Raw genomic sequence first — 20429 nt, forward strand, 5'->3', positions numbered from 1 at the left:
GGCATGCACGGTCGACACCTGAACCCCGACCACCTTGCCCTTGAGGTCCGCGGGCGCGGGCCCGAATTTCTGGTCCTTGGGACCGATGATCGCGGTTGGCGTGTTGTAATATTTGTCGGAGAAGTCGATCGTCTTCTGGCGCTCGGCGGTGATCGACATCGAGCTGGCGATGACATCGATCTTCTTTGTCGTCAGCGCCGGGATGATGCCGTCCCAGGCAACCGGGGTGATGACGCAGTCGAGCTTCTCTTCGGCGCAGACGGCGTCGATGAAATCGATCTCCCAGCCAACCCACTTGCCCGAAGCATCCGGCGAGGTGAAGGGTGGATAGGGCTCGGCGGCGACGCCGATCTTGACCGGATCGGCCTTGGCCACGCCCATGGCGGCGACGCCCAGCAGCAGCGCTGCGGCAAATGTCTTCAGAACAGTCTTCATTTCACGACTCCCAGTTTGTTGTTGGTTCCCGGTTTTCTTCCGTCTCGGCCTGTCCTAGCCGATGTTGCGGATGAACTGCTTGAGCCTTTCGGATCTGGGCGCGCCGAAGATCTGCTCCGGCGGTCCTTCTTCCTCGACCAATCCATTGTAGAGATAGACGACATGCGTCGCGACCTCGCGGGCGAACTTCATCTCGTGGGTGACCAGCACCATGGTGCGGCCTTCGCGCGCCAGGTCGCCGATCACCTTCAGCACTTCACCGACCAGTTCGGGATCGAGCGCCGAAGTCGGCTCGTCGAACAGCATGACGCGCGGATTGATGGCCAGCGCCCGGGCGATCGCGGCACGCTGCTGCTGGCCGCCCGACAGATAGGCCGGATAGACGTCGCGCTTTTCGGCCAGGCCGACGCGGGCGAGCAGCTTCTCAGCCTCGCGGATCGCCACATCGCGCTGGATGCCAAGCACGTGCACGGGAACCTCGATGACGTTCTCGATCAGCGTCATGTGGCTCCACAGGTTGAAGTTCTGGAACACCATGCCGAGCTTGGAGCGGATGCGCTCGATCTGCTTGCGGTCGGCCGGAACCGTGTGGCCGTGGCTGTCCGCCTTCAGCTTGATCTCCTCGCCATTGACCCGGATGATGCCGCTGGTTGGGTTCTCCAGGCAGTTGATGCAGCGCAGCAATGTCGATTTGCCCGAGCCCGAGCCGCCGATAATGGCGATGACCTCGCCGTCGCGGGCCGACAGCGAGACGCCTTTCAGCACATGCACCGAACCGCTTGTGCAGGTTCTCGACATGGATGGCTTCGGCGGCGCCGCCCTGCGCCGTGTGTTTCAGTATGGGGACGGCGCTTTGCGCCATCATCCCTTCGACGCTCCGAGGAGTGGTCGAGCCCGTCGCTGCTGGATTCTTTTACCCATTACCCGTCACTAGACAGAGTTCCCGTTCTCAAGATGGACCGTTCCGCTTGCCTCCGTCAACCATGGTTTTTGGACTATTGATCACAGCTTGCCGTAGTGGTTAGTGGCGGCAACGGACGTGTCGGGAGAATTGAGTGGGCAAATCATACGGGTCGCAGTCCATGGCCGGACCGCTGAAACGCGTGCTTATGCGGTCCGCCGCCAGCGCCATGCGTGATGCCAGGGCGCAGGAGTGGCACTACGGCCCGGGCTTCGAGCCGGGAAGAGCCGCTGCCCAGCATGAGCGATTGACGCAGCTGGTTTCGGCCTCCGGCGCGGAGGTCGAATGGCTGACGGATGCCAACGACGGGCTGGCCGATTCGGTCTTCACCCATGATCCTTCGCTGATGACTGATCACGGCGCGATCATTCTTGCCATGGGCAAGGCGCTGCGCCGGACTGAGCCCGGCCTGCACGAAGCCGCCTACAAGCGCCTGGGCATTCCCATCCTCGGCCGCATCGATGATCCGGGCCAGGTGGAAGGCGGCGACTGCGTCTGGGTGGATGCGAACACGCTGGCCGTCGGCCGTGGCGTGCGCACCAACCAGGACGGCATCCAGCAGCTCGCCAACCTGCTTTCGCCCAGGGGCATTTCGGTTTTTGGCTTCGATCTGCCGCTCTGGCACGGCGAGGAAGCCTGCCTGCACCTGATGTCGGTGATCAGTCCGCTTGCCGACGATCTGGCACTGGTCTACGCGCCTCTGCTGCCGGCCGCCTTCTACCAGATGCTGAAGGGCCGCGGCATCACGCTGGTCGAAGGCGATGCCGAAGAGTTCTATGCCTCCAACGGGCTCAGCCTCAATGTGCTGCCGACGGCCCCGCGCCAGGTCATCGCCGTCGCCGGCTTCCCCAGGACGGCGGCTGCCATGCAGGCGGCTGGCTGCACGGTTTCCACCTTCGAGGCGGATGCGCTGTGCATCGCTTGCGAGGGTGGCCCGACCTGCCTGACGCGACCGGTGCTGCGCCAATGACCACCATTGGGACCACGACTGAGACCACCCCCGGGAACACCATAGGGACGACTGTCGGCGAGGCGCTCATTTCGCTGCTCGAAGCCCATGGCGTCGACACGGTCTTCGGCATTCCCGGCGTGCACACAGTCGAACTCTACCGGGGGCTTGCGCGCTCGAAGATCCGCCATGTCACGCCGCGTCACGAGCAGGGCGCCGGCTTCATGGCCGACGGCTATGCGCGCGCCAGCGGTAGGCCGGGCGTCGCCTTCGTCATCACCGGACCGGGGCTCACCAACACCATCACCGCCATGGGGCAGGCGCGTGCCGATTCGGTGCCGATGCTGGTGATCTCAGGCGTCAACGCAACGCCGACGCTCGGCAAGGGCCTGGGCCATCTGCATGAACTGCCCGACCAGCGCGGCATGATGGAGAAGGTGGCGCTGTCTTCGCTCAGGGTCACCGAGGCCAGTGAATTGCCTGGCGCATTGGCGCAGGCCTTCGCGCTGTTTTCATCGGCCCGGCCCGGTCCGGTGCATATCGAAATCCCGACCGACGTCATGGTCAAGCCGGCGGATGGCATCACCGCCATGCTGAGCAATGCAGCACCGCCTGCGCCGTCCGGCGCGGCAATTGCCAGCGCGGCCAAACTCATCGCCGCCGCGCGCGCTCCGTTGATCCTGGCCGGCGGCGGCGCCAAACGCGCCGAAGCGCCATTGCGGCGTCTGGCCGAACAGCTGGGCGCGCCGGTCGTCGAGACAGCCAATGCGCGCGGCCTCCTGCATGCCCATCCGCTTTGCGTGCCGGCCAGTCCAAGTCTCAAGGCAGTGCGGGCGCTGATGGCGCAAGCGGATCTGGTCATTGCCGCCGGCACCGAATTCGGCCCCACCGACTATGACGGCTACAGCGATGGTGGGTTCGTCCTGCCCGCCAATCTGATCCGCATCGATATCGGCGCGGACCAATTGGCTCGCCGCCCGGCGACGATTTCGATTCAAGCCGATTGCGCCGAGGCGCTCGAAGCGCTGCTGCCGGAAATCAGCCATGTCCCGGCAAGCGAGGGCGGACCATCACGCGCCGCCGCAGCACGAGAGGCGGCCTTTGCCGAGATCAGTTCGACGATGCAGTCGCAGGTGCGCGCCGTGGAAGTGATCCGCGACGCACTACCCGGCGCGCTCATCGTCGGCGATTCGACGCAGCCGATCTATGCCGCCAATCTCTACTACGACCATGATCGCCCCGGCGGCTGGTTCAATGCCGCCACCGGCTTCGGCGCGCTCGGCTACGGCCCGCCGGCGGCGATCGGCGCCGCCCTTGCCGTGCCCGATGCGCCGGTCGTCTGTCTCACGGGGGATGGCGGCTTCCAGTTCACGCTACCGGAACTGGGCGCCGCACTTGATGCCCAGGCACCGGTCATCTTCGTCGTCTGGAACAATCGCGGTTACCGCGAGATCGAAACCTCGATGCTCGATGTCGGCGTCGAGCCGGTCGGCGTGTCGCCGGCGCCGCCGGATTTCTGCAAGCTGGCCGAAGCCTACGGCCTTGGCGCCGAACGGCTTGCCGATATCGACGCCTTGGCGGATGCGTTGAAACGCGCCCGGGCAACCGGGCTGCCGCGCGTCATCGAAATCACTGTCGACTGAAGAGTGGCGGCGCAACGTGCTTCATGTGCCTCAGCCGGCATGGACCCGGCTGGCCGACAGGCCGATGCATGCAAAGACGCAACAACTGCCATGTCGAGATATCAGTTGAGTGATGGTGCGAAAGGCGCGACGCTCTGCGTCGGGCGGCGTAACAAGCGACACAATCAAAAGAATAACAGGAGCGGTCCAGGATGACGGAAACACTTGAAGGCAGGCACATTGTCGTGACCGGAGGCACCGGGGCGCTCGGTGGTGCGGTCGTCGGCAAACTGCTGAGTGAGGGCGCGATCTGCCATGTGCCCAATGCCCATGCCGCGGCACCCGGGCATTTCCCCTTTGCCGAGCATGACCGCGTCAAGCTGGTGCACAATGTCGATCTCTCGGACTCCGCCAAGGTAGAGGCGTTCTACAGCCAGGTTCCAGGTCTGTGGGGCTCGATCCACCTGGCCGGCGGCTTCACCGCGGCACCGGTGGAAAAGATCGAGTCGGCATCCTTTGCCGAGATGATGGACACCAACGCACGCACCGCCTTCTTGTGCTGCCGCGCGGCGGTGCGCTCGATGCTGGCGTCGGACATCGCGGGCCGCATCGTCAATGTCACGGCGCGCGCCGGGCTCGACCCGCGGCGCGGCAGCGGCATGGTTGCCTACGCCGCCAGCAAGGCCGCGGTAGCGGCGATGACGGTGGCGATGGCCGAGGAGTTGAAAGGCAGGGGCATTCTGGTCAATGCCGTGGCGCCATCGACGCTCGATACGCCGGCAAACCGCGCCGATATGCCGGATGCCGACGTCACCAGATGGGTCAGTCTCGAAGCGGCCGCCGAAGCCATTGCCTATCTCGCCTCGCCAGCCAATCAAGCGATGAGCGGAACGCTGGTGCCGCTCTACGGCAGGGCCTGAGCAGAAGCCGTCGAAACAGGGCAGGTGGCCTCCGATCCGTCGGCGTTGCGGTAGCTGTAGAGCCGCAGCGGCGAGGAAGCATCCGTCGGACACTCCTTGAGCCATGATGGCGGGTGGCCCTCCATCAGCGCTGCCGCGAATGGATAGGTGGTTTCGAGATCTGGCGACGGTGGGCCTCTCCACCCGCAAAGGGCGACATGCGTCGCCTTGGACGCATCGAGAAACGAGCGCGGGTCGGCGGTCGAGGGATCAAGGAAGCGATAGCTGCGTTCGATCCCTTGAGCCGACGGGTGATTGGGGATTGTCACCACCTTGGGACCTTCGGCAAGAGCAAGAAAATGCGCTCCGATCAACGGTGGCGTCAGAACGACGGCGCCTGCCGGCCAACCCTGTCGCGGCTCAATGTGCCTGAGATCGCAGCTGTCGGCGAACTCGCCGGCTGGAATGGCTGCATGCGATGGTCTTGCCGACAGCTGGTACAGCGCCATCGCCGCGGACAAAACCAGACCGGGCAGGATCAACGCGTATCTTGGCGATGCCACCGGCACGCGTGATTTCAAATAGCGCCCCAGTCCCGCATCTGGTGGCAGGAAACTCGCCAGCACGAAGGTCAGACCGATGCCGGAAAAGACCGGAAGATAGCGAAAGTAGCGGAAGTAGCCGATCGCCAGCGCCAGCGAGAGCAGCGAGAACAGCGACAGGATGACCAGCGGCCGGCTCCGGCTCCGCGGATTGAGGCAGATGACTGCCGGGGCGAGCGCGCCGACGAACAGCAACGCCATGCTGGGAAAGCTGTCCGACAAAACGAAATCAGGGCGCCGGAACAAGCTCAGTTCCTGAGGGATCCTGTTGAGCATGTTGTCGCGTACATAGGCGTCGAGCGAAGCATAAGGGCCGTCCAGGCATTGCGGGAACAACACCACCAGCGCCGCCGCGCTGGCGGCCGCGAACACCAGCAAGATTGCCGTCCGCGTCGCCCATCCGCCGCGCCGGCCGACAAGCAAAGGCACCACGGCAAATGAAAGCCCGGCCGCTACGAGTGCCGTCACATGCGGTGTCGAATAGGTGTCGCACCTGACGGCGGAATAGGCTGAAGGCGGCACGATCGCGGCGAACAGCCCGAGCCCGCCAAGGGCCAATGCCAGCCCGAAGCCAGCGATCCTGTCGGCACCCCGTTCGCGGCCGAAGATCCAGTCAAAGGCATAGACCGCCATCACCAGCGCATAGAACGGTGCGAACTCGGCGCTGATCGCAAGCGCCAAGGCCGCCAGCAGCCCGTTGATGAAGGCAGCGAAGCGGTTCTGCGACAACATCAAGACCAGGGCCGCGAGCAGAAGCAGTATTTGCAGATTGTGGTAGTCGATCCGTCCCGGGGCATATTCGAAAAAGCTGCGTGCGGCAAAGATCAGAGCCAGCGGCAATGCAACGGCCGGGTTGGCAAAGCCCACTGCGATCACCAGCCGATTGTAGAAATAGAGCGCCGGCGCAAGCAGCAGCAGCGGCACGGCAAAGCTTGCCATCGTCAGCGCCGGCTCGAAGCCGGCAAACGGCATCAGCAGACGCGCGAAGGCGGCATAGGGCAGGTCCACGATCCATGGCCAATGCGAGACATAGGGCTCTGGCTGGGCAACACCGGGCAGCATCCGGTCGAAGATGTTGCCCGTTTCAAGCAAGGTGCGGACTTCATGCAGTTTGACCAGGTCGTCCACGTCGCCGTTGAGCTGGAAGCCCAGGGACCAGAGGACGGCCATCAAGATCGCCATTCCGCAAAAGCAGAACAAGGCCGGTGACCTGATGTAGAGACGCAGCAACCACGAAGAGCCCGTAGCGGGACAATCGTCGTCATTGCGCATGGAAAGCCTCTCCTCGGATTACTGGCAAATACCCGAGGAAGTTTATCTTACCGTAAAGAAAAACCCCGCCGGATCGCTCCGGCGGGGCTTGAACTGACCACCGCGCAAGGCGGTGGGGGCAGATGACTTAGCTGCCCTGCTTCTTCAGCGCGGCACCAAGGATGTCGCCCAGCGAAGCGCCGGAGTCGGTCGAGCCGTACTGGGCGACCGCTTCCTTCTCTTCGGCGATTTCCAGCGCCTTGATCGAGACCTGCAGCTTGCGGGTCTTCTTGTCGAAGGCGATGACGCGCGCGTCGACCTTCTGGCCGACGGTGAAGCGCTCGGGGCGCTGCTCGTCGCGGTCACGGCTCAGATCGGAGCGCTTGATGAAGGTCTCGATGCCGCTGTCGACCAGCCGCACTTCCAGACCGCCATCCTTGACGCCGATGACTTCGCAGGTGACGACCGCGTTCTTGCGCAGTTCGCCGCTCGTCGCTGCTTCGCCGACCGTATCCTTGGCCAGCTGCTTGATGCCGAGCGAGATGCGCTCCTTGTCGATGTCGACGTCGAGCACCTGCGCCTTGACCATGTCGCCGCGATTGTACTCTTCGATGACCTGCTCGCCCGGACGGGTCCAGTCGAGATCGGAGAGATGGACCATGCCGTCCACGTCGCCTTCGAGGCCGATGAACAGGCCGAACTCGGTCKTGTTCTTGACCTCGCCCTCGACCTGGCTGCCGACCGGATGGCTGCTGGCGAAAGCCTGCCACGGGTTCTCGAGCGTCTGCTTGAGGCCGAGCGAGATGCGGCGCTTGGCCGGATCGACTTCGAGCACCACCACGTCGACTTCCTGGGTCGTCGACAGGATCTTGCCAGGATGCACGTTCTTCTTCGTCCACGACATTTCCGAAACGTGGATGAGGCCTTCGATGCCCGGCTCCAACTCGACGAACGCGCCGTAGTCGGTGATGTTGGTGACGGTACCCTTGATCTTCTTGCCGATCGGGAACTTGGTGCCGATCTCGGACCACGGATCGCTCTCGAGCTGCTTCATGCCGAGCGAGATGCGGTGGGTTTCCTGGTTGATGCGGATGATCTGCACCTTGACCGTCTGACCGATGCTGAGGATTTCGGTCGGATGGTTGACGCGGCGCCATGCCATGTCGGTGACATGCAGCAGGCCGTCGATGCCGCCGAGGTCGACGAACGCACCGTAGTCGGTGATGTTCTTGACGACGCCTTCGACAACCTGGCCTTCTTCGAGGTTCTGCACGATTTCCGAACGCTGTTCGGCGCGGCTCTCCTCGAGCACGGTGCGGCGCGACACCACGATGTTGCCGCGGCGGCGATCCATCTTGAGGATCTCGAAGGGCTGCGGGTTGTGCATCAGCGGGGAGACGTCGCGGATCGGGCGGATATCGACCTGGCTGCGCGGCAGGAAGGCCACGGCGCCGTCGAGGTCGACGGTGAAGCCGCCCTTGACCTGGTTGAAGATGACGCCTTCGACGCGCTCACCCTTGGTGAACTTCTCTTCGAGGCGGACCCAGCTCTCTTCGCGGCGGGCCTTTTCACGGCTGAGCATCGCTTCGCCAAGCGCGTTCTCGATGCGCTCGACATAGACTTCGACGGTGTCACCGACCTTGAGGGTGGTGTCCTTGCCCTTGACGCCGAATTCCTTCAGCGGCACGCGGCCTTCGACCTTGAGGCCGACGTCGATGATGGCCATGTCCTTTTCGATCGCCGTGATCGTGCCCTTGACGACCTGGCCTTCGCCGGAATGACCTGTGGTGAATGATTCTTCGAGCAGGCTCGCGAAATCATCGCGAGTGGGATTTGCAGCTGACATTGTTTCTCCTGGAATGCCCCGCTTCTGTCGCGGGACGGGCGCCGTGGGTTAGCGTTGCGTTGGCCTGCCGGCGTTCCGGGCTACAAAAGCCCTGGGCCGCTCTTTAAGCGGCAATTCCGGCGCATGAAGAATGCTAGCAGGCTGGTTCGTGCCCGATATGGGTATTTTCTTCGCCTCCGACAACGGAAACACGAGGGAAAAACCCGGCTCAGGCCTTGTCTCTCTTGGCCAGCACGTCGTCGATGATCGCCATGGCCGCAAGAAACGCGGCTTCTATAGCCATTTCGCTGGTATCAAGCAAGTGCGCGTCTGCCGCCGGCTTCAAGGGCGAGTCGGCGCGGCCCATGTCGCGCTCGTCACGGCGCACGATATCGGCGAGGATCTCGGTGAAATCGGCGGTGCCGCCGATGCTCTCGATCTCGGCCAGTCGCCGCCGCGCCCGCACCTCGGCGCTCGCCGTTACATAGAGTTTTATGTCGGCGTCGGGGCAGACGACGGTGCCGATGTCGCGGCCATCGAGCACGGCGCCCGGCGGCGTCGTGGCGAATGCGCGCTGCTTTTCGACCAGGATGCGCCGCACAGTCGGGAAAACCGCGACCTTCGAGGCCGCCTCGCCGACCGCATGCGCCGACAGCACCGACCGGTCGAGCTTCGCCAGATTGACCTGGCGTGCAGCGGTTTCGGCCGCCGAGACATTGTCGAGCGGCAGCGCGTGCTGGATCAGCGCGTAGGCCACCGCGCGATAGGTAAGGCCAGTGTCGAGCAGGTTCAGACGGTAATGGTCGGCAAGTCGCCGAGCCAGCGTGCCTTTTCCGGCGCCGGCCGGGCCGTCGATGGCGATGGTGAAGACGTGTGTCATTGGTGGGCTACCGTGACTGAGATCGAAGAGCGCAGCGGTCCAGACAAGCGTTGCATTCCTTCGCGCTGTCCCTCCGACCTTCCCGTTCGGTCCCAATCTCCCAGGGTTGCTGCCATCAACCGTTACCCAATCTCCGCGCCCAGCCCCTTCATCAGCCCCATGAATTCCGGAAAACTGGTTGCGATCATCGCCTGGTCGTCGATGGTGACGGGCTTTTCCGTCGCCAGCCCCATGACCAGAAAGCTCATGGCGATGCGGTGGTCGAGATGGGTCTGCACCGTCGTGTCCTGGCCGTTGGGATGGCGGCCAAGTCCCTTGCCGCCCGGTTTGCCGCGCACGGCGAGGGAAGCCTCGCCCTCGGTGCAGTCGACGCCGTTGATCTTCAGCCCGTTGGCGACGGCCGACAGCCGGTCGGATTCCTTCACCCGCAGCTCTTCCAGCCCCTGCATCAGCGTTTCGCCCTCGGCGAAGCTGGCGGCAACCGCAAGCACGGGATATTCGTCGATCATCGACGGYGCCCGCTCGGGCGGCACGGTGACGCCTTTCAGTTCGGAATAACGCACGCGCAGGTCGGCGACATCCTCGCCGCCGGCATTGCGCGGATTGAGGATCTCGATCTTGCCGCCCATTTCCTGCAGCGTCAAAAGCAGGCCGGTGCGGGTCGGGTTCATCAGCACATTCTCGATCGTGATGTCGGAGCCCGGTACGATCAGTGCCGCCACCAGCGGGAAGCCGGCCGAGGACGGGTCGCCCGGCACCGCGATCGTCTGGCCGGTCAGTCTGCCCTGGCCTTCGATGAAGATGTGGCGCACGCCGCGCTCGTCGGTCTCCACCGACAGATTGGCGCCAAAGCCCTTCAGCATCTTTTCGGTGTGGTCGCGCGTCATGACAGGCTCTATGACGGTGGTGATGCCCGGCGTGTTGAGACCGGCGAGCAGCACCGCCGACTTGACCTGCGCCGAGGCCATCGGCACGCGGTAGGTGATGGGTGCGGCGTGCTTCGGCCCATGCAGCGTGATCGGCATGCGGTCGCCGGGCGTCGCCTTCAGCACCTGAACGCCCATCTGGCGCAAGGGTTCGAGCACGCGGCCCATCGGCCGGCCCGACAGCGAAGCGTCGCCGATGAAGGTCGTTTCCATGTCATAGGTACCGACCAGGCCCATGGTCAGCCGCGAGCCAGTACCGGCATTGCCGAAGTCGAGCGGGCCTTCCGGCTGCAGCAGCGCGCCATTGCCGGTGCCGCGGATCACCCACTCGGCGCCGCGCTTCTCGATATTAGCGCCCATTGCCTTCATGGCCGCACCGGTGCGCATCACGTCCTCGCCTTCGAGTAGGCCGGTGATGCGGGTCTCGCCAGAGGCGAGGCCGCCAAACATGAAGGAGCGGTGCGAGATCGACTTGTCGCCCGGCACGCGCGCCGTGCCGGCAAGGGCTGGTGATTTGCGGGCGGTGGCCGACTTTGGGGCGGCGGCGTGAGACATGGAATTTCCCTGGACGGAATGCCGGCGGGCCGGCGCTTTTCATTTGTTGCGGCGGTCTCGTATCACGGCGGGCCGAAATGGTCATCCCCCATGGTCGTCATCGACGCGAGGCCTTTCATTGCATGGTTTTGTGACGCCGGCTTTTCGCTTTGACAGCGCTGCAAACTGTGGTTAAGGGGACCACTCTTTTATTGACGAGGCTTGCCGTGGCAAAAACCGAACTTGGCATAAAGCGCATCGACCCGGAGACGGGTCGAAAATTCTACGACCTGAACAAGGACCCGATCGTCTCGCCCTACACCGGCAAGACCTATCCTCGTTCCTATTTCGAGGAAGGCAAGATCGCCGCCCTCGAGGAGGAAGAGGAAGTGGCCGAGAAGGAAGTGGACGCCGAGGACGAAGAGGGCGTTGAAGTCGTCTCGCTCGAAGAGGCCGACGAAGACGTCAAGGCCGACGATCTGCCGGATCTCGGCGACGACGAGGACGATGTCGACCTCGGCGACGACGAAGATGACACCTTCCTTGCCGACGAAGAAGAAGAAGACGACGACGTTGCCGACATGATCGGCGTCGGCGACGACGACGACGAGGTCTGATCGGCCTTGAAAGCAGGCGTTTGCCAGCTTTCGTGGCCTGTGAAGAAAAAGCCGCTCTTGAAGGCTTGATATTGACGAAAGGCGGGGTTAGAAGCCGCCTGCACTAACGGCGCGGTCTCCAACCCACGCCGGATCTCTTCGCCGGAAACGGCGCCGGTTGACTGCCGGAAGTGGGGCCATAGCTCAGTTGGGAGAGCGCTTGAATGGCATTCAAGAGGTCGTCGGTTCGATTCCGATTGGCTCCACCAAGTTCCCTCTAGACCATTGATTTTCCTGGAAAGCCTTGATTTCAAGGCTCTATTCTACGGATGTGGTCGAAGCACATTCCCACCATCTTCGAAGCCGTTCAATCGGCTACTGAATGCGATCGATTTGGGATGAAACCTTCCCCTTTCGAGCAGGCAGACCAATTGAACAGCCGCGAGCGGGTATGCGGAGCGTTCGATTTCCTTCCCGCATGCGCTCATTTCGAGTAATGCTATGACTGGGCGCCTTCCGATCGCGCGGGGACGGTGCTGTTAGGTGGCGGCTTCACCGTGATCGGCTTTGATTGCAGCGTTTGCCATCTAGGATTGCGTGCTTCGAGGCTGGAACATGGAACACAGGCTCGCGGCGGTGCTGGCAGCCGACATGGCTGGATACTCTCGGCTCATGGAAGCCGACGAGAGGGGCACGCTTGCGCGGCTCAAAACGCACCGGATCGAACTCATTGATCCGGCAATCGCCAAGAACCAGGGCCACATCATCAAAACCACCGGTGACGGCATGCTGGTCGAGTTCCAGAGCGTGGCAGATGCCGTGCGCTGCGCGGCGGAGGTGCAGATCCGCATGCGCCGCCGCAACGCCGACGTACCGGAAGCCGGACGCATTCAGTTTCGGATCGGCATCAATCTCGGCGACATCATCTTCGATGAGGGCGACATTTATGGCGACGGCGTGAATGTCGCCGCCCGGCTAGAGCAGATGGCCGAAGTCGGCGGGGTGTGCGTCACCCAGGCCGTGTACGAACAGGTCTTCGATCGGCTCGAAATCAGGTTCGAGGACCTTGGCGAGAAGGCCCTGAAGAACATCTCTCGCCCGATACGGGTCTGGCGCGCGGTGCTGGACGATGCAGCCGATCCGCGAGTGGGGGACAGCTCGGCCCGGCACAGCGTGGTGAAGCCGTCGATCGCGGTCCTGCCTTTCGCCAATATGAGCGGCGAATCCGAACAGGAATTTTTCGTTGATGGTCTGACCGAGGACATCATCACGGAACTTTCGCGCCGGCACGAGCTGTTCGTCATCTCGCGCAACTCCACCTTCGTCTACAAAGGGCAGTCGGTTAACCTTCGTGAAATTGCCCGGAAGCTGGGCGCGCAATTCCTGGTGGAGGGCAGCGTCCGCAAATCGGGCGGGCAGCTCAGGGTGACGGCGCAGCTGATCGATACTGCCACCGATACGCACATCTGGGCCGAGCGATACGACCGCAAGCTCGACGATGTCTTCGCCATTCAGGACGAACTGACCGCAGCGATCGTGGCCACGCTGCCAGGCCGCGTCGAAGCCGCGCAGCAGGATGTCGTGGCGCGCAAAACACCCGCCAACATGGCAGCATACGAATGCGTGCTCGCGGCCAAGGTCCGCCACCATCGCAGCAGTCGAGCCGAGAATGAGGAGGCGCTGAAGCTGGTGACACGAGCGCTGGAACTCGACCCCGAATACGCGCATGCCCATGCCTGGCGGGGCTGCATCCTGGGGCAAGCTTGGGGCTACGGCTGGTGCGCCGATAAGGACGCCGCTTTCGACGAAGTCATCCGTGAGCTTGAGTTGGCGCAAGAGCTGGACAGCAACGATGCGGACGTCCAACGGATATTGGCGGCCATCAGCATCAGCCGCAACGATCTGACGAAGGCTCGGCACCACCAGGAGCGGGCACTCGCCCTCAATCCAAACTACGATCTCGTCGTGGTCCAGCACGGCGAGCTTTTGACTTGGCTCGGTCACCCCAAGGAAGGGGCCGACTGGATCCGCAAGGCGATGCGGTTGAACCCTCACCACCCCGAACGCTTCTGGAGCCATCTTGGGAAAGCTCACTTTACAGCCCACGAATATCCCGAAGCAATCGAGGCCTTCATGCATCTGTCGAAGATGGATGCCAACCAACACGCCTTTGTCGCGGCGGCCTATCACTGGCTGGGCGATCGGACCGCTGCGTCCGCTCACCTCGCTCAGATAGACAAGGTCGATCCGGAATTTACGATTGATGCGTTGGTCTCTACCCTGCACTACGAGAACGAGGCGGATCTTCATCACCTGGTTGATGGACTGAAGTCACCCAACGCGGCGCAGGTGAAAGCATAGTCATCACCACTCGGCGAAGGAGCCGTCCTTGTGGCGCCAGATTGGGTTGCGCCAGCGGTGGCCTTCCTTGGCGCGCTCCTTGACGTAGTCCTCGTCGATCTCGACGCCGAGGCCCGGGCCGTCGGGAATGGCGACATAACCATCCTGGTAGCGGAAGACATCCTTGTTGGCGGCGTAGTCTAGCAGGTCGTTGGCGGCGTTGTAGTGGATGCCGAGGCTCTGCTCCTGGATGAAGCAGTTGTAGCTCACGGCATCGAGCTGCAGGCAGGCGGCAAGCGCGATCGGCCCGAGCGGGCAGTGTGGCGCCACCGCGACGTCATAGGCCTCGGCCATGGCCGCGATCTTGCGGCATTCGGTGATGCCGCCGGCATGCGAAAGGTCGGGCTGGATGATGTCGACGACGCCTTCCTCGAACACCGACTTGAAGTCCCAGCGGCTGTAGAGCCGTTCCCCCAAAGCAATCGGCGTCGAGCCGAGGGCGGCGATCTCCTTCAGCGCCTCGCGGTTTTCGCTGAGCACCGGCTCCTCGATGAACATCAGCCTGTAGGGCTCGAGCTCCTTGACCAGGATGCGCGCCATCGGCCGGTGCACGCGGCCGTGGAAATCAACGGCGATGCCGATGTTGGGGCCGACGGCCTCGCGCACCATGGCGACCCGCTCGACCGCGGCATCTATCCTGTCATGGCTGTCGACGATCTGCAGTTCCTCGGTGCCGTTCATCTTGAGCGCCAGGAAGCCGCGCGCCACCACTTCCCGGGCGCCGGCGGCGACCTCGGCCGGCCGGTCGCCGCCGATCCAGGAATAAACCTTGATGCTGTCGCGCAACTTGCCGCCGAGCAGTTCATGCACGGGCACGCCGAGCGCCTTGCCCTTGATGTCCCACAGCGCCTGGTCGATACCGGCAATCGCGCTCATCAGGATCGGTCCGCCACGGTAGAAGCCGCCGCGATGCATCACCGTCCAGTGGTCCTCGATCAGGCGCGGGTCCTTGCCGATGAGATAATCACCAAGCTCCTTGACCGCCGCCTCGACGGTCAGCGCCCGGCCTTCAACGACCGGCTCGCCCCAGCCGGTGACGCCGGCATCGGTCTCGATCTTCAGGAACAGCCAGCGCGGTGGAACGATGTAGGTGGTGAGCGAGATGATTTTCATGCGCTGTCTCAGTTGTTCTTGAGTTTCTTGGCGCTGACGAGGTCGCGCGCGGCAAGGTCGAGGATCTTGCTTGCCGCCCGACGCGCCGCCTCGGCGTCGCGCATGCGCAGCGCCTCGACCACCTCGCGGTGCGCCGCCACCGCTTCCAGGCGCCGCTCGAGCGAAATCGTCGCCGTCGCCTCCAGCGAGAATTTCAGCCCCGTGTCGATCAGATTGCCGATCTGGCGAAAGATCGGGTTGTGGCTCGCGGCATAGACGATCTGGTGGAAAGCGATGTCGGAGCGCGAGAAAGCGGCGCGATCCTCTCCGGCGCTGGCCATGCCGCGCCAGGCAGCTTCGAGATCGGCGATCTCCTGCAGTGTCGCGCGTGTCGCGGCAAGCTCGGCGACCAGCGGTTCGATGGCCCGGCGTGTCTCCAGGATGGCGTCGAAGAGCTTGTCGTCCAGCGCGTGCGGCGCGTGCCAGGCCAGCACCTGCGGGTCGATGATGTTCCAGTCGTCCTCGTTGCAGACGATGGTGCCGACGCGCGGCCGCGACAACACCAGCCCCTTGGCGGCCAGCACCTTCAGCGCCTCGCGGATGACGGTGCGGCTGACGCCGTATTCGACGCCAAGTTCGTTTTCGGTCGGCAAGGAGGACCCGGCCGGGTAGCGGCCGGAAAAGATGTCCGAGGCCATCGCTTTGGTCACGTCGGGCATGACGCGTGGGCGTCGGGTGGTAGCCCCCTCGGGGGCTTTCTTCGAAATTTCGGTCACCTTAGCCCTCCTCCAAGGCGGCGAACCTGCGAGTTCGCGCAACCGGCCCGGCATTAGCGGATGCAAACGAGTTGCGCCAGCGATCGTTGGTCAGAGCATGTACATTAATTATCATACCAGATCAATTGACGAGTATGATAAAAGCGAATAGAAACGCCGACACCCGGGCTGAGCGCCCGGCCTATCGCTGGGAGGTAATCATGCGACTTTTGAAGACCGCGCTCGTCGCGGGCGCTCTTGCCGTGCTGTCCGTCACGACGATCGCTTCTGCCTATGCTCAGGACACCAAGATCGGTTTCATCGTCAAACAGCCCGAGGAACCGTGGTTCCAGGACGAATGGAAGTTCGCCGACCAGGCTGCCAAGGAAAAGGGCTTCACCCTCGTCAAGATCGGCGCCGAGGACGGTGAGAAGCTGATGTCGGCGATCGACAATCTCGGCGCCCAGGGCGCCCAGGGCTTCATCGTCTGCACGCCGGATGTGAAGCTCGGACCTGGCATCGTCGCCAAGGCCGCCGCCAACAATCTCAAGCTGATGACCGTCGACGACCGTCTGGTCGGTGCCGACGGCAAGGCGCTGGAAGACGTGCCCCATATGGGCATCTCGGCTACCAAGATCGGCGAGGCCGTCGGCCAGGCGATCGTCGATGAAATGAAGGTGCGTGGCTGGAAGGCCGACGAGGTCGGCGCCATCCGCGTCTCCTATGATCAGCTGCCGACGGCGGTCGATCGTGTCGAAGGCGCCATCTCGGTGCTGAAGGCGAACGGCTTCAAGGCCGAGAACATCTTCGACGCGCCGCAGGCCAAGACCGACACGGAAGCCGCGCTGAACGCCGCGACGGTCGTGCTCAATGCCCATGCCGACATCAAGAAATGGATCTCCTTCGGCCTCAACGACGAAGCCGTGCTGGGCGCTGTGCGCGCCTCAGAAAGCGTCGGCATCCCGGCGGACGGCATGATCGGCGTCGGCATCGGCGGCGCGGATTCGGCGATCAACGAGTTCAAGAAGCCGGCCGCCACTGGCTTTGTCGGCACCGTGATCATCTCGCCGAAGCGCCATGGCTATGAGACGGCGCTCAACATGTACGACTGGGTTGCCAACAACAAGGAGCCGGAGAAGCTGATCCTGACCTCCGGCGCACTGGCCAAGCGCGACGACTATCAGAAGGTCCGCCAGGGTCTCGGCATCGAGTAATCCTCCCTGTACAAACAGGCGGCGGCTCATCCCGCCGCCTGTTTGTCATGGCACAACAAGGATCGACGCCCGTGTCCTTTCTCGACTTCTCGCGCATCACCAAGACCTATCCGGGCGTCAAGGCACTGTCGGACGTCTCGTTCGGCGTCGACAAGGGCGCCGTGCATGGCCTGATGGGCGAGAACGGCGCCGGCAAATCCACCCTGATCAAGATCCTGTCCGGCGACCAGCATGCCGACGCGGGTGAGATAAGCATCGACGGCAAGGTCCAGGCCTATGCCTCGACCCGGGATGCCTTCGACAACGGCGTCATCGTCATTCACCAGGAACTGCAGCTCGTTCCCGAGCTCACCGTTGCCGAAAACCTCAGCCTCGGTCGCTTTCCCGCCAGCGCCGGCATCATCGCGCGCACCAGGATGCTGGACGACGTCGGCGCCAAGCTGAAATCGGCCGGCATCGACATCGACATGTGCCGCAAGGTCAAGACGCTGTCCATCGGCGAACGCCAGATGGTCGAGATCGCCAAGGCGATCATGCTCGACGCGCGCGTCATCGCACTGGACGAGCCGACCTCGTCGCTGTCGTCGCGCGAAAGCGAAATCCTGTTTGCTCTGATCGATCGGCTGCGCGGCGAGGGCAAGGTCATCATCTACGTATCGCACCGATTGGATGAGGTGTTCCGGCTTTGCGACAGCCTGACCGTGCTGCGCGACGGCAAGCTGGCGGCGCACCACATTTCGCTCAAGGGTGTCACCCGCGACCAGGTCGTCGCTGAAATGGTCGGCCGCGAGATTTCGGACATTTGGGGTTTTCGCCCGCGCACGGCAGGCGATATCAGACTGAAGATCGAGACCCTGTCCGGGACAAAGCTGAGGACGCCGGCCAGCTTCGAGGCCCGCGCCGGCGAAATCGTCGGCTTCTTCGGCCTGATCGGCGCCGGGCGCTCGGAACTGATGCGCCTGGTCTTCGGCGCCGATCCGCGCTCGAGCGGCGCCATCATTGTCGACGGCAAAGGGATCCACGCCACCGATCCGCATGGCGCGATCCGGGCCGGCGTCGTGTTGTGTTCGGAAGACCGTAAGCATGACGGCATCATCCAGGGCCGCTCGATCGAGGAGAACATCAACATCTCGTCGCGCCGCCATCACACACGCTTTGGCGTGCTCAACCGCGCCAGCGAGATCGCGACCGCCGAAACATTCATCAAGAAGCTCAAGGTGCGCACGCCGTCGCGCAAGCAGGACATCATCAACCTCTCCGGCGGCAACCAACAGAAGGTCATCCTCGGCCGCTGGCTGTCCGAGCAAGGTGTGCGGGTTCTCATCGTCGACGAGCCGACGCGCGGCATCGATGTCGGCGCCAAATCGGAAATCTACGAACTGCTCTATCAGCTTGCCGAGGACGGCATGGCGATCGTCGTCGTCTCGTCCGAACTGCCGGAGGTGATGGGCATCTGCGACCGCATCCTGGTGATGTGCGGCGGCCGCATCAGCGCTGAACTTAACCGCCACCAGTTCGCCGAGAAGGCGATCCTGGCCGCAGCCCTTCCCGACAAGAAAACCCCCGACGCGATCGCATCCTGAGGACCTCTGCCATGACCGACCGGTTGAAGAAGATCCTGCTCGGCGAACAGGGCCTCGTCGTCATCTTCGTCGTTGCCTTCGCGCTGGTGTCGGCTCTGGTGCCGAACTTCCTCACCGACCGCAACATGCTCGGCCTGCTGYAGTCGGTGGTCACAGTCGGCATCGTCGCCTGCACCATGATGTTCTGCCTCGCTGCGCGCGACTTCGACCTGTCGGTCGGCTCCATCGTCGCCTTTGCCGGCATGGTCGCGGTGATGGCGTCGAACGTCACCGGTTCGATCCTGCTTGGCCTTCTTGCGGCAATCGCCTGCGGCGCCTTCGTCGGCTTCATCAACGGCGTCGTCATCGCCAAATTCCGCATCAACGCGTTGATCACCACGCTGGCCACCATGCAGATCGTGCGGGGCCTTGCGCTGATCGCATCCGACGGCCGCGCCGTTGGCATCAACAGCCCGGATTTTTACCAGCTGGCGCTGTCGAAACTGCTCGGCATACCGACGCCGATCTGGGTGCTGGCCGTTCTCTTCGGCATCTTCGGCTTTGTCTTGAACCGCACTGTCTTCGGCAAGAACACGCTGGCCATCGGCGGCAATCCGGAGGCCTCGCGGCTGGCCGGCGTCAATGTCGACAGGACGCGCATCTGGATCTTTACGCTCCAGGGCGTCGTCTGCGGCATCGCCGGCATCCTGCTCGCGTCACGCATCACCTCCGGCCAGCCCAACGCGGCGGTCGGGCTTGAGCTTTCGGTCATCTCGGCCTGCGTGCTCGGCGGCGTCTCGCTCGCCGGCGGCCGCGCCACCATGTCGGGCGTCATCGTCGGCGTGCTGATCATGGGCATCGCCGAAAACGCCATGAACCTGCTCAACATCCCGGCCTTCTACCAGTACATCGTGCGTGGCGTTATCTTGCTCCTGGCGGTGCTGCTCGACAATCTGCGCTCGTCGGCACTGGGCCGGCGTTGACCGTCTTCGACTGGAGCAACAAGAATGGCTGAGCGCCTGTCCGGCAAACGCATCTTCCTGACAGGGGCCGCGCAAGGCATCGGGCTCGCCATCGCCGAAGCCTGTTTGGCCGAAGGGGCGAGGTTGTTCCTGGTCGACCGCGACAGCGCGTTGCTGGACAAGGCAGTTGCTGGCCTCGCCGCACCGCAAGGTCATGTAGGGCATTCCGCAGCCGACATCAGCGATGGGGCGGCGATTGCCGCGGCTGTCAGCCGGGCAAACAATGAAATCGGCCCCGTCAACGCGCTGATCAACAATGCCGGGGTCAATGTGTTCTCGACGCCGCTCGACACCAGCGAGGAGGAGTGGAACCGCAATTTCGATGTCAACGTCAAGGGCGCCTGGAATTGCAGCAAGGCAGTCTTGCCGGGCATGATCGCAAGCGGCGGTGGCGTCATCCTCAACATCGCCTCGACGCACAGCTTCACCATCATTCCGCATACCTTCCCCTATCCCGTCGCCAAGCACGCGCTGCTCGGACTGACCAAATCGCTGGCGCTCGAATATGCGGCGCAGGGCGTGCGCGTGAACGCGCTGGCGCCGGGCTATGTCGAGACGCAGAAGGCCATCGACTACTGGAGCAGTTTTCCTGATCCGGTGGCAGCGCGCGCCAACACCATGGCGCTGCATCCCGGCGGCCGAATCGCCTCGACGCACGAGATCGCGCTCGCCGCTGTGTTCATGATTTCCGACGAGTGCCCGTTCATGAACGCGGCCACCCTCGTCGTCGATGGCGGGCTGAGCCAGCTGCAGCATCCCGCCTGAACGCCAGGGAATGATCACAACCAAGAGAYGATCGCAGCACGGGTTCGGTGGGCAAAGGGTTGAACCGGGTTGGCGCCACCACCTGAGGAGAGAAATTCTAATCGCCGTCGCGCATTTAGAATAAACTAACTCTACAGAA

Annotated in this window: 16 protein-coding genes, 1 tRNA gene and 1 pseudogene; 10 read left to right on the plus strand and 8 right to left on the minus strand. The window is 63.5% G+C overall.

Annotated features, from left to right (window positions below; all coding sequences use genetic code 11):
• Both ACXJ7R_RS00630 and ACXJ7R_RS00635 read right to left on the minus strand, forming a co-directional pair.
• Positions 1-435, minus strand: a 435-nt coding sequence (locus ACXJ7R_RS00630) for a transporter substrate-binding domain-containing protein (RefSeq protein ID WP_457150105.1), incomplete at its 3' end; no start/stop codon positions are given.
• A gap of 54 nt (positions 436-489) precedes the next feature.
• Positions 490-1297: pseudogene (locus ACXJ7R_RS00635) on the minus strand (ABC transporter ATP-binding protein).
• A gap of 220 nt (positions 1298-1517) precedes the next feature.
• Between ACXJ7R_RS00635 and ACXJ7R_RS00640 the strand changes: the two are divergent.
• From ACXJ7R_RS00640 to ACXJ7R_RS00650, 3 genes are all read left to right on the plus strand, one after another.
• Positions 1518-2366, plus strand: a complete 849-nt coding sequence (locus tag ACXJ7R_RS00640) for a dimethylarginine dimethylaminohydrolase family protein (RefSeq protein WP_457150145.1) — start codon at positions 1518-1520, stop codon at positions 2364-2366.
• Positions 2363-3988: a 5-guanidino-2-oxopentanoate decarboxylase gene (locus tag ACXJ7R_RS00645; protein WP_457150106.1), complete on the plus strand. Its 1626-nt coding sequence runs from the start codon at positions 2363-2365 to the stop codon at positions 3986-3988. Before ACXJ7R_RS00640 ends, ACXJ7R_RS00645 begins: the two co-directional genes overlap by 4 nt.
• A 191-nt stretch (positions 3989-4179) precedes the next feature.
• A complete protein-coding gene (locus tag ACXJ7R_RS00650; protein WP_457150107.1) occupies positions 4180-4887 on the plus strand; it encodes an SDR family NAD(P)-dependent oxidoreductase in 708 nt (235 codons plus the stop codon).
• On the opposite strand, the gene ACXJ7R_RS00655 is transcribed toward ACXJ7R_RS00650, so the two are convergent.
• The 4 genes from ACXJ7R_RS00655 to aroA all read right to left on the minus strand — a co-directional run bounded on the left by ACXJ7R_RS00655 (position 4872) and on the right by aroA (position 10905).
• Positions 4872-6638 carry a hypothetical protein gene (locus tag ACXJ7R_RS00655; RefSeq protein WP_457150108.1) on the minus strand — a complete coding sequence of 589 codons (1767 nt, stop codon included), beginning with the start codon at positions 6636-6638 and terminating at the stop codon, positions 4872-4874. The genes ACXJ7R_RS00650 and ACXJ7R_RS00655 overlap by 16 nt on opposite strands.
• Positions 6639-6867: 229 nt before the next feature.
• Positions 6868-8565, minus strand: a complete 1698-nt coding sequence (rpsA, locus tag ACXJ7R_RS00660) for a 30S ribosomal protein S1 (RefSeq protein WP_457150109.1) — start codon at positions 8563-8565, stop codon at positions 6868-6870.
• Positions 8566-8773: 208 nt separating this feature from the next.
• Entirely contained in the window at positions 8774-9424 is a 651-nt protein-coding gene (gene cmk, locus ACXJ7R_RS00665; RefSeq protein WP_457150110.1) for a (d)CMP kinase, read from the minus strand.
• Positions 9425-9546: 122 nt separating this feature from the next.
• Positions 9547-10905, minus strand: coding sequence for a 3-phosphoshikimate 1-carboxyvinyltransferase (gene aroA, locus ACXJ7R_RS00670; RefSeq protein WP_457150111.1), 1359 nt, complete (start codon positions 10903-10905; stop codon positions 9547-9549).
• A gap of 206 nt (positions 10906-11111) precedes the next feature.
• On the opposite strand from aroA, the gene ACXJ7R_RS00675 reads away from it, so the two are divergent.
• The 3 genes from ACXJ7R_RS00675 (at position 11112) to ACXJ7R_RS00685 (ending at position 13841) form a co-directional block, all read left to right on the plus strand.
• Complete coding sequence (locus ACXJ7R_RS00675) at positions 11112-11501, plus strand: TIGR02300 family protein (RefSeq protein ID WP_457150112.1); 390 nt, start codon at positions 11112-11114, stop codon at positions 11499-11501.
• Between the two features lie 172 nt (positions 11502-11673).
• Positions 11674-11749, plus strand: a tRNA-Ala gene (locus ACXJ7R_RS00680).
• Between the two features lie 346 nt (positions 11750-12095).
• Entirely contained in the window at positions 12096-13841 is a 1746-nt protein-coding gene (locus ACXJ7R_RS00685; RefSeq protein WP_457150113.1) for an adenylate/guanylate cyclase domain-containing protein, read from the plus strand.
• A gap of 3 nt (positions 13842-13844) precedes the next feature.
• On the opposite strand, the gene dgoD is transcribed toward ACXJ7R_RS00685, so the two are convergent.
• Both dgoD and ACXJ7R_RS00695 read right to left on the minus strand, forming a co-directional pair.
• A complete protein-coding gene (dgoD, locus tag ACXJ7R_RS00690) occupies positions 13845-14993 on the minus strand; it encodes a galactonate dehydratase (RefSeq protein WP_095082920.1) in 1149 nt (382 codons plus the stop codon).
• An 8-nt stretch (positions 14994-15001) separates the two neighbouring features.
• Positions 15002-15691, minus strand: coding sequence for a FadR/GntR family transcriptional regulator (locus ACXJ7R_RS00695; protein WP_457150146.1), 690 nt, complete (start codon positions 15689-15691; stop codon positions 15002-15004).
• 257 nt (positions 15692-15948) lie between these two features.
• Between ACXJ7R_RS00695 and ACXJ7R_RS00700 the strand changes: the two genes are divergently transcribed.
• The 4 genes from ACXJ7R_RS00700 (at position 15949) to ACXJ7R_RS00715 (ending at position 20290) form a co-directional block, all read left to right on the plus strand.
• A complete protein-coding gene (locus tag ACXJ7R_RS00700; protein WP_457150114.1) occupies positions 15949-16941 on the plus strand; it encodes an arabinose ABC transporter substrate-binding protein in 993 nt (330 codons plus the stop codon).
• 71 nt (positions 16942-17012) lie between these two features.
• A complete protein-coding gene (gene araG / locus ACXJ7R_RS00705) occupies positions 17013-18524 on the plus strand; it encodes an L-arabinose ABC transporter ATP-binding protein AraG (RefSeq protein WP_457150115.1) in 1512 nt (503 codons plus the stop codon).
• Positions 18525-18535: 11 nt separating this feature from the next.
• A complete protein-coding gene (gene araH / locus ACXJ7R_RS00710; protein WP_457150116.1) occupies positions 18536-19486 on the plus strand; it encodes an L-arabinose ABC transporter permease AraH in 951 nt (316 codons plus the stop codon).
• A 24-nt stretch (positions 19487-19510) separates the two neighbouring features.
• On the plus strand, positions 19511-20290 hold the full coding sequence (locus ACXJ7R_RS00715) for an SDR family oxidoreductase (RefSeq protein ID WP_457150117.1): 780 nt from the start codon (positions 19511-19513) through the stop codon (positions 20288-20290).
• The last annotated feature ends 139 nt before the right edge of the window (positions 20291-20429 follow it).

Source organism: Mesorhizobium sp. P5_C1 (genome assembly GCF_054049815.1).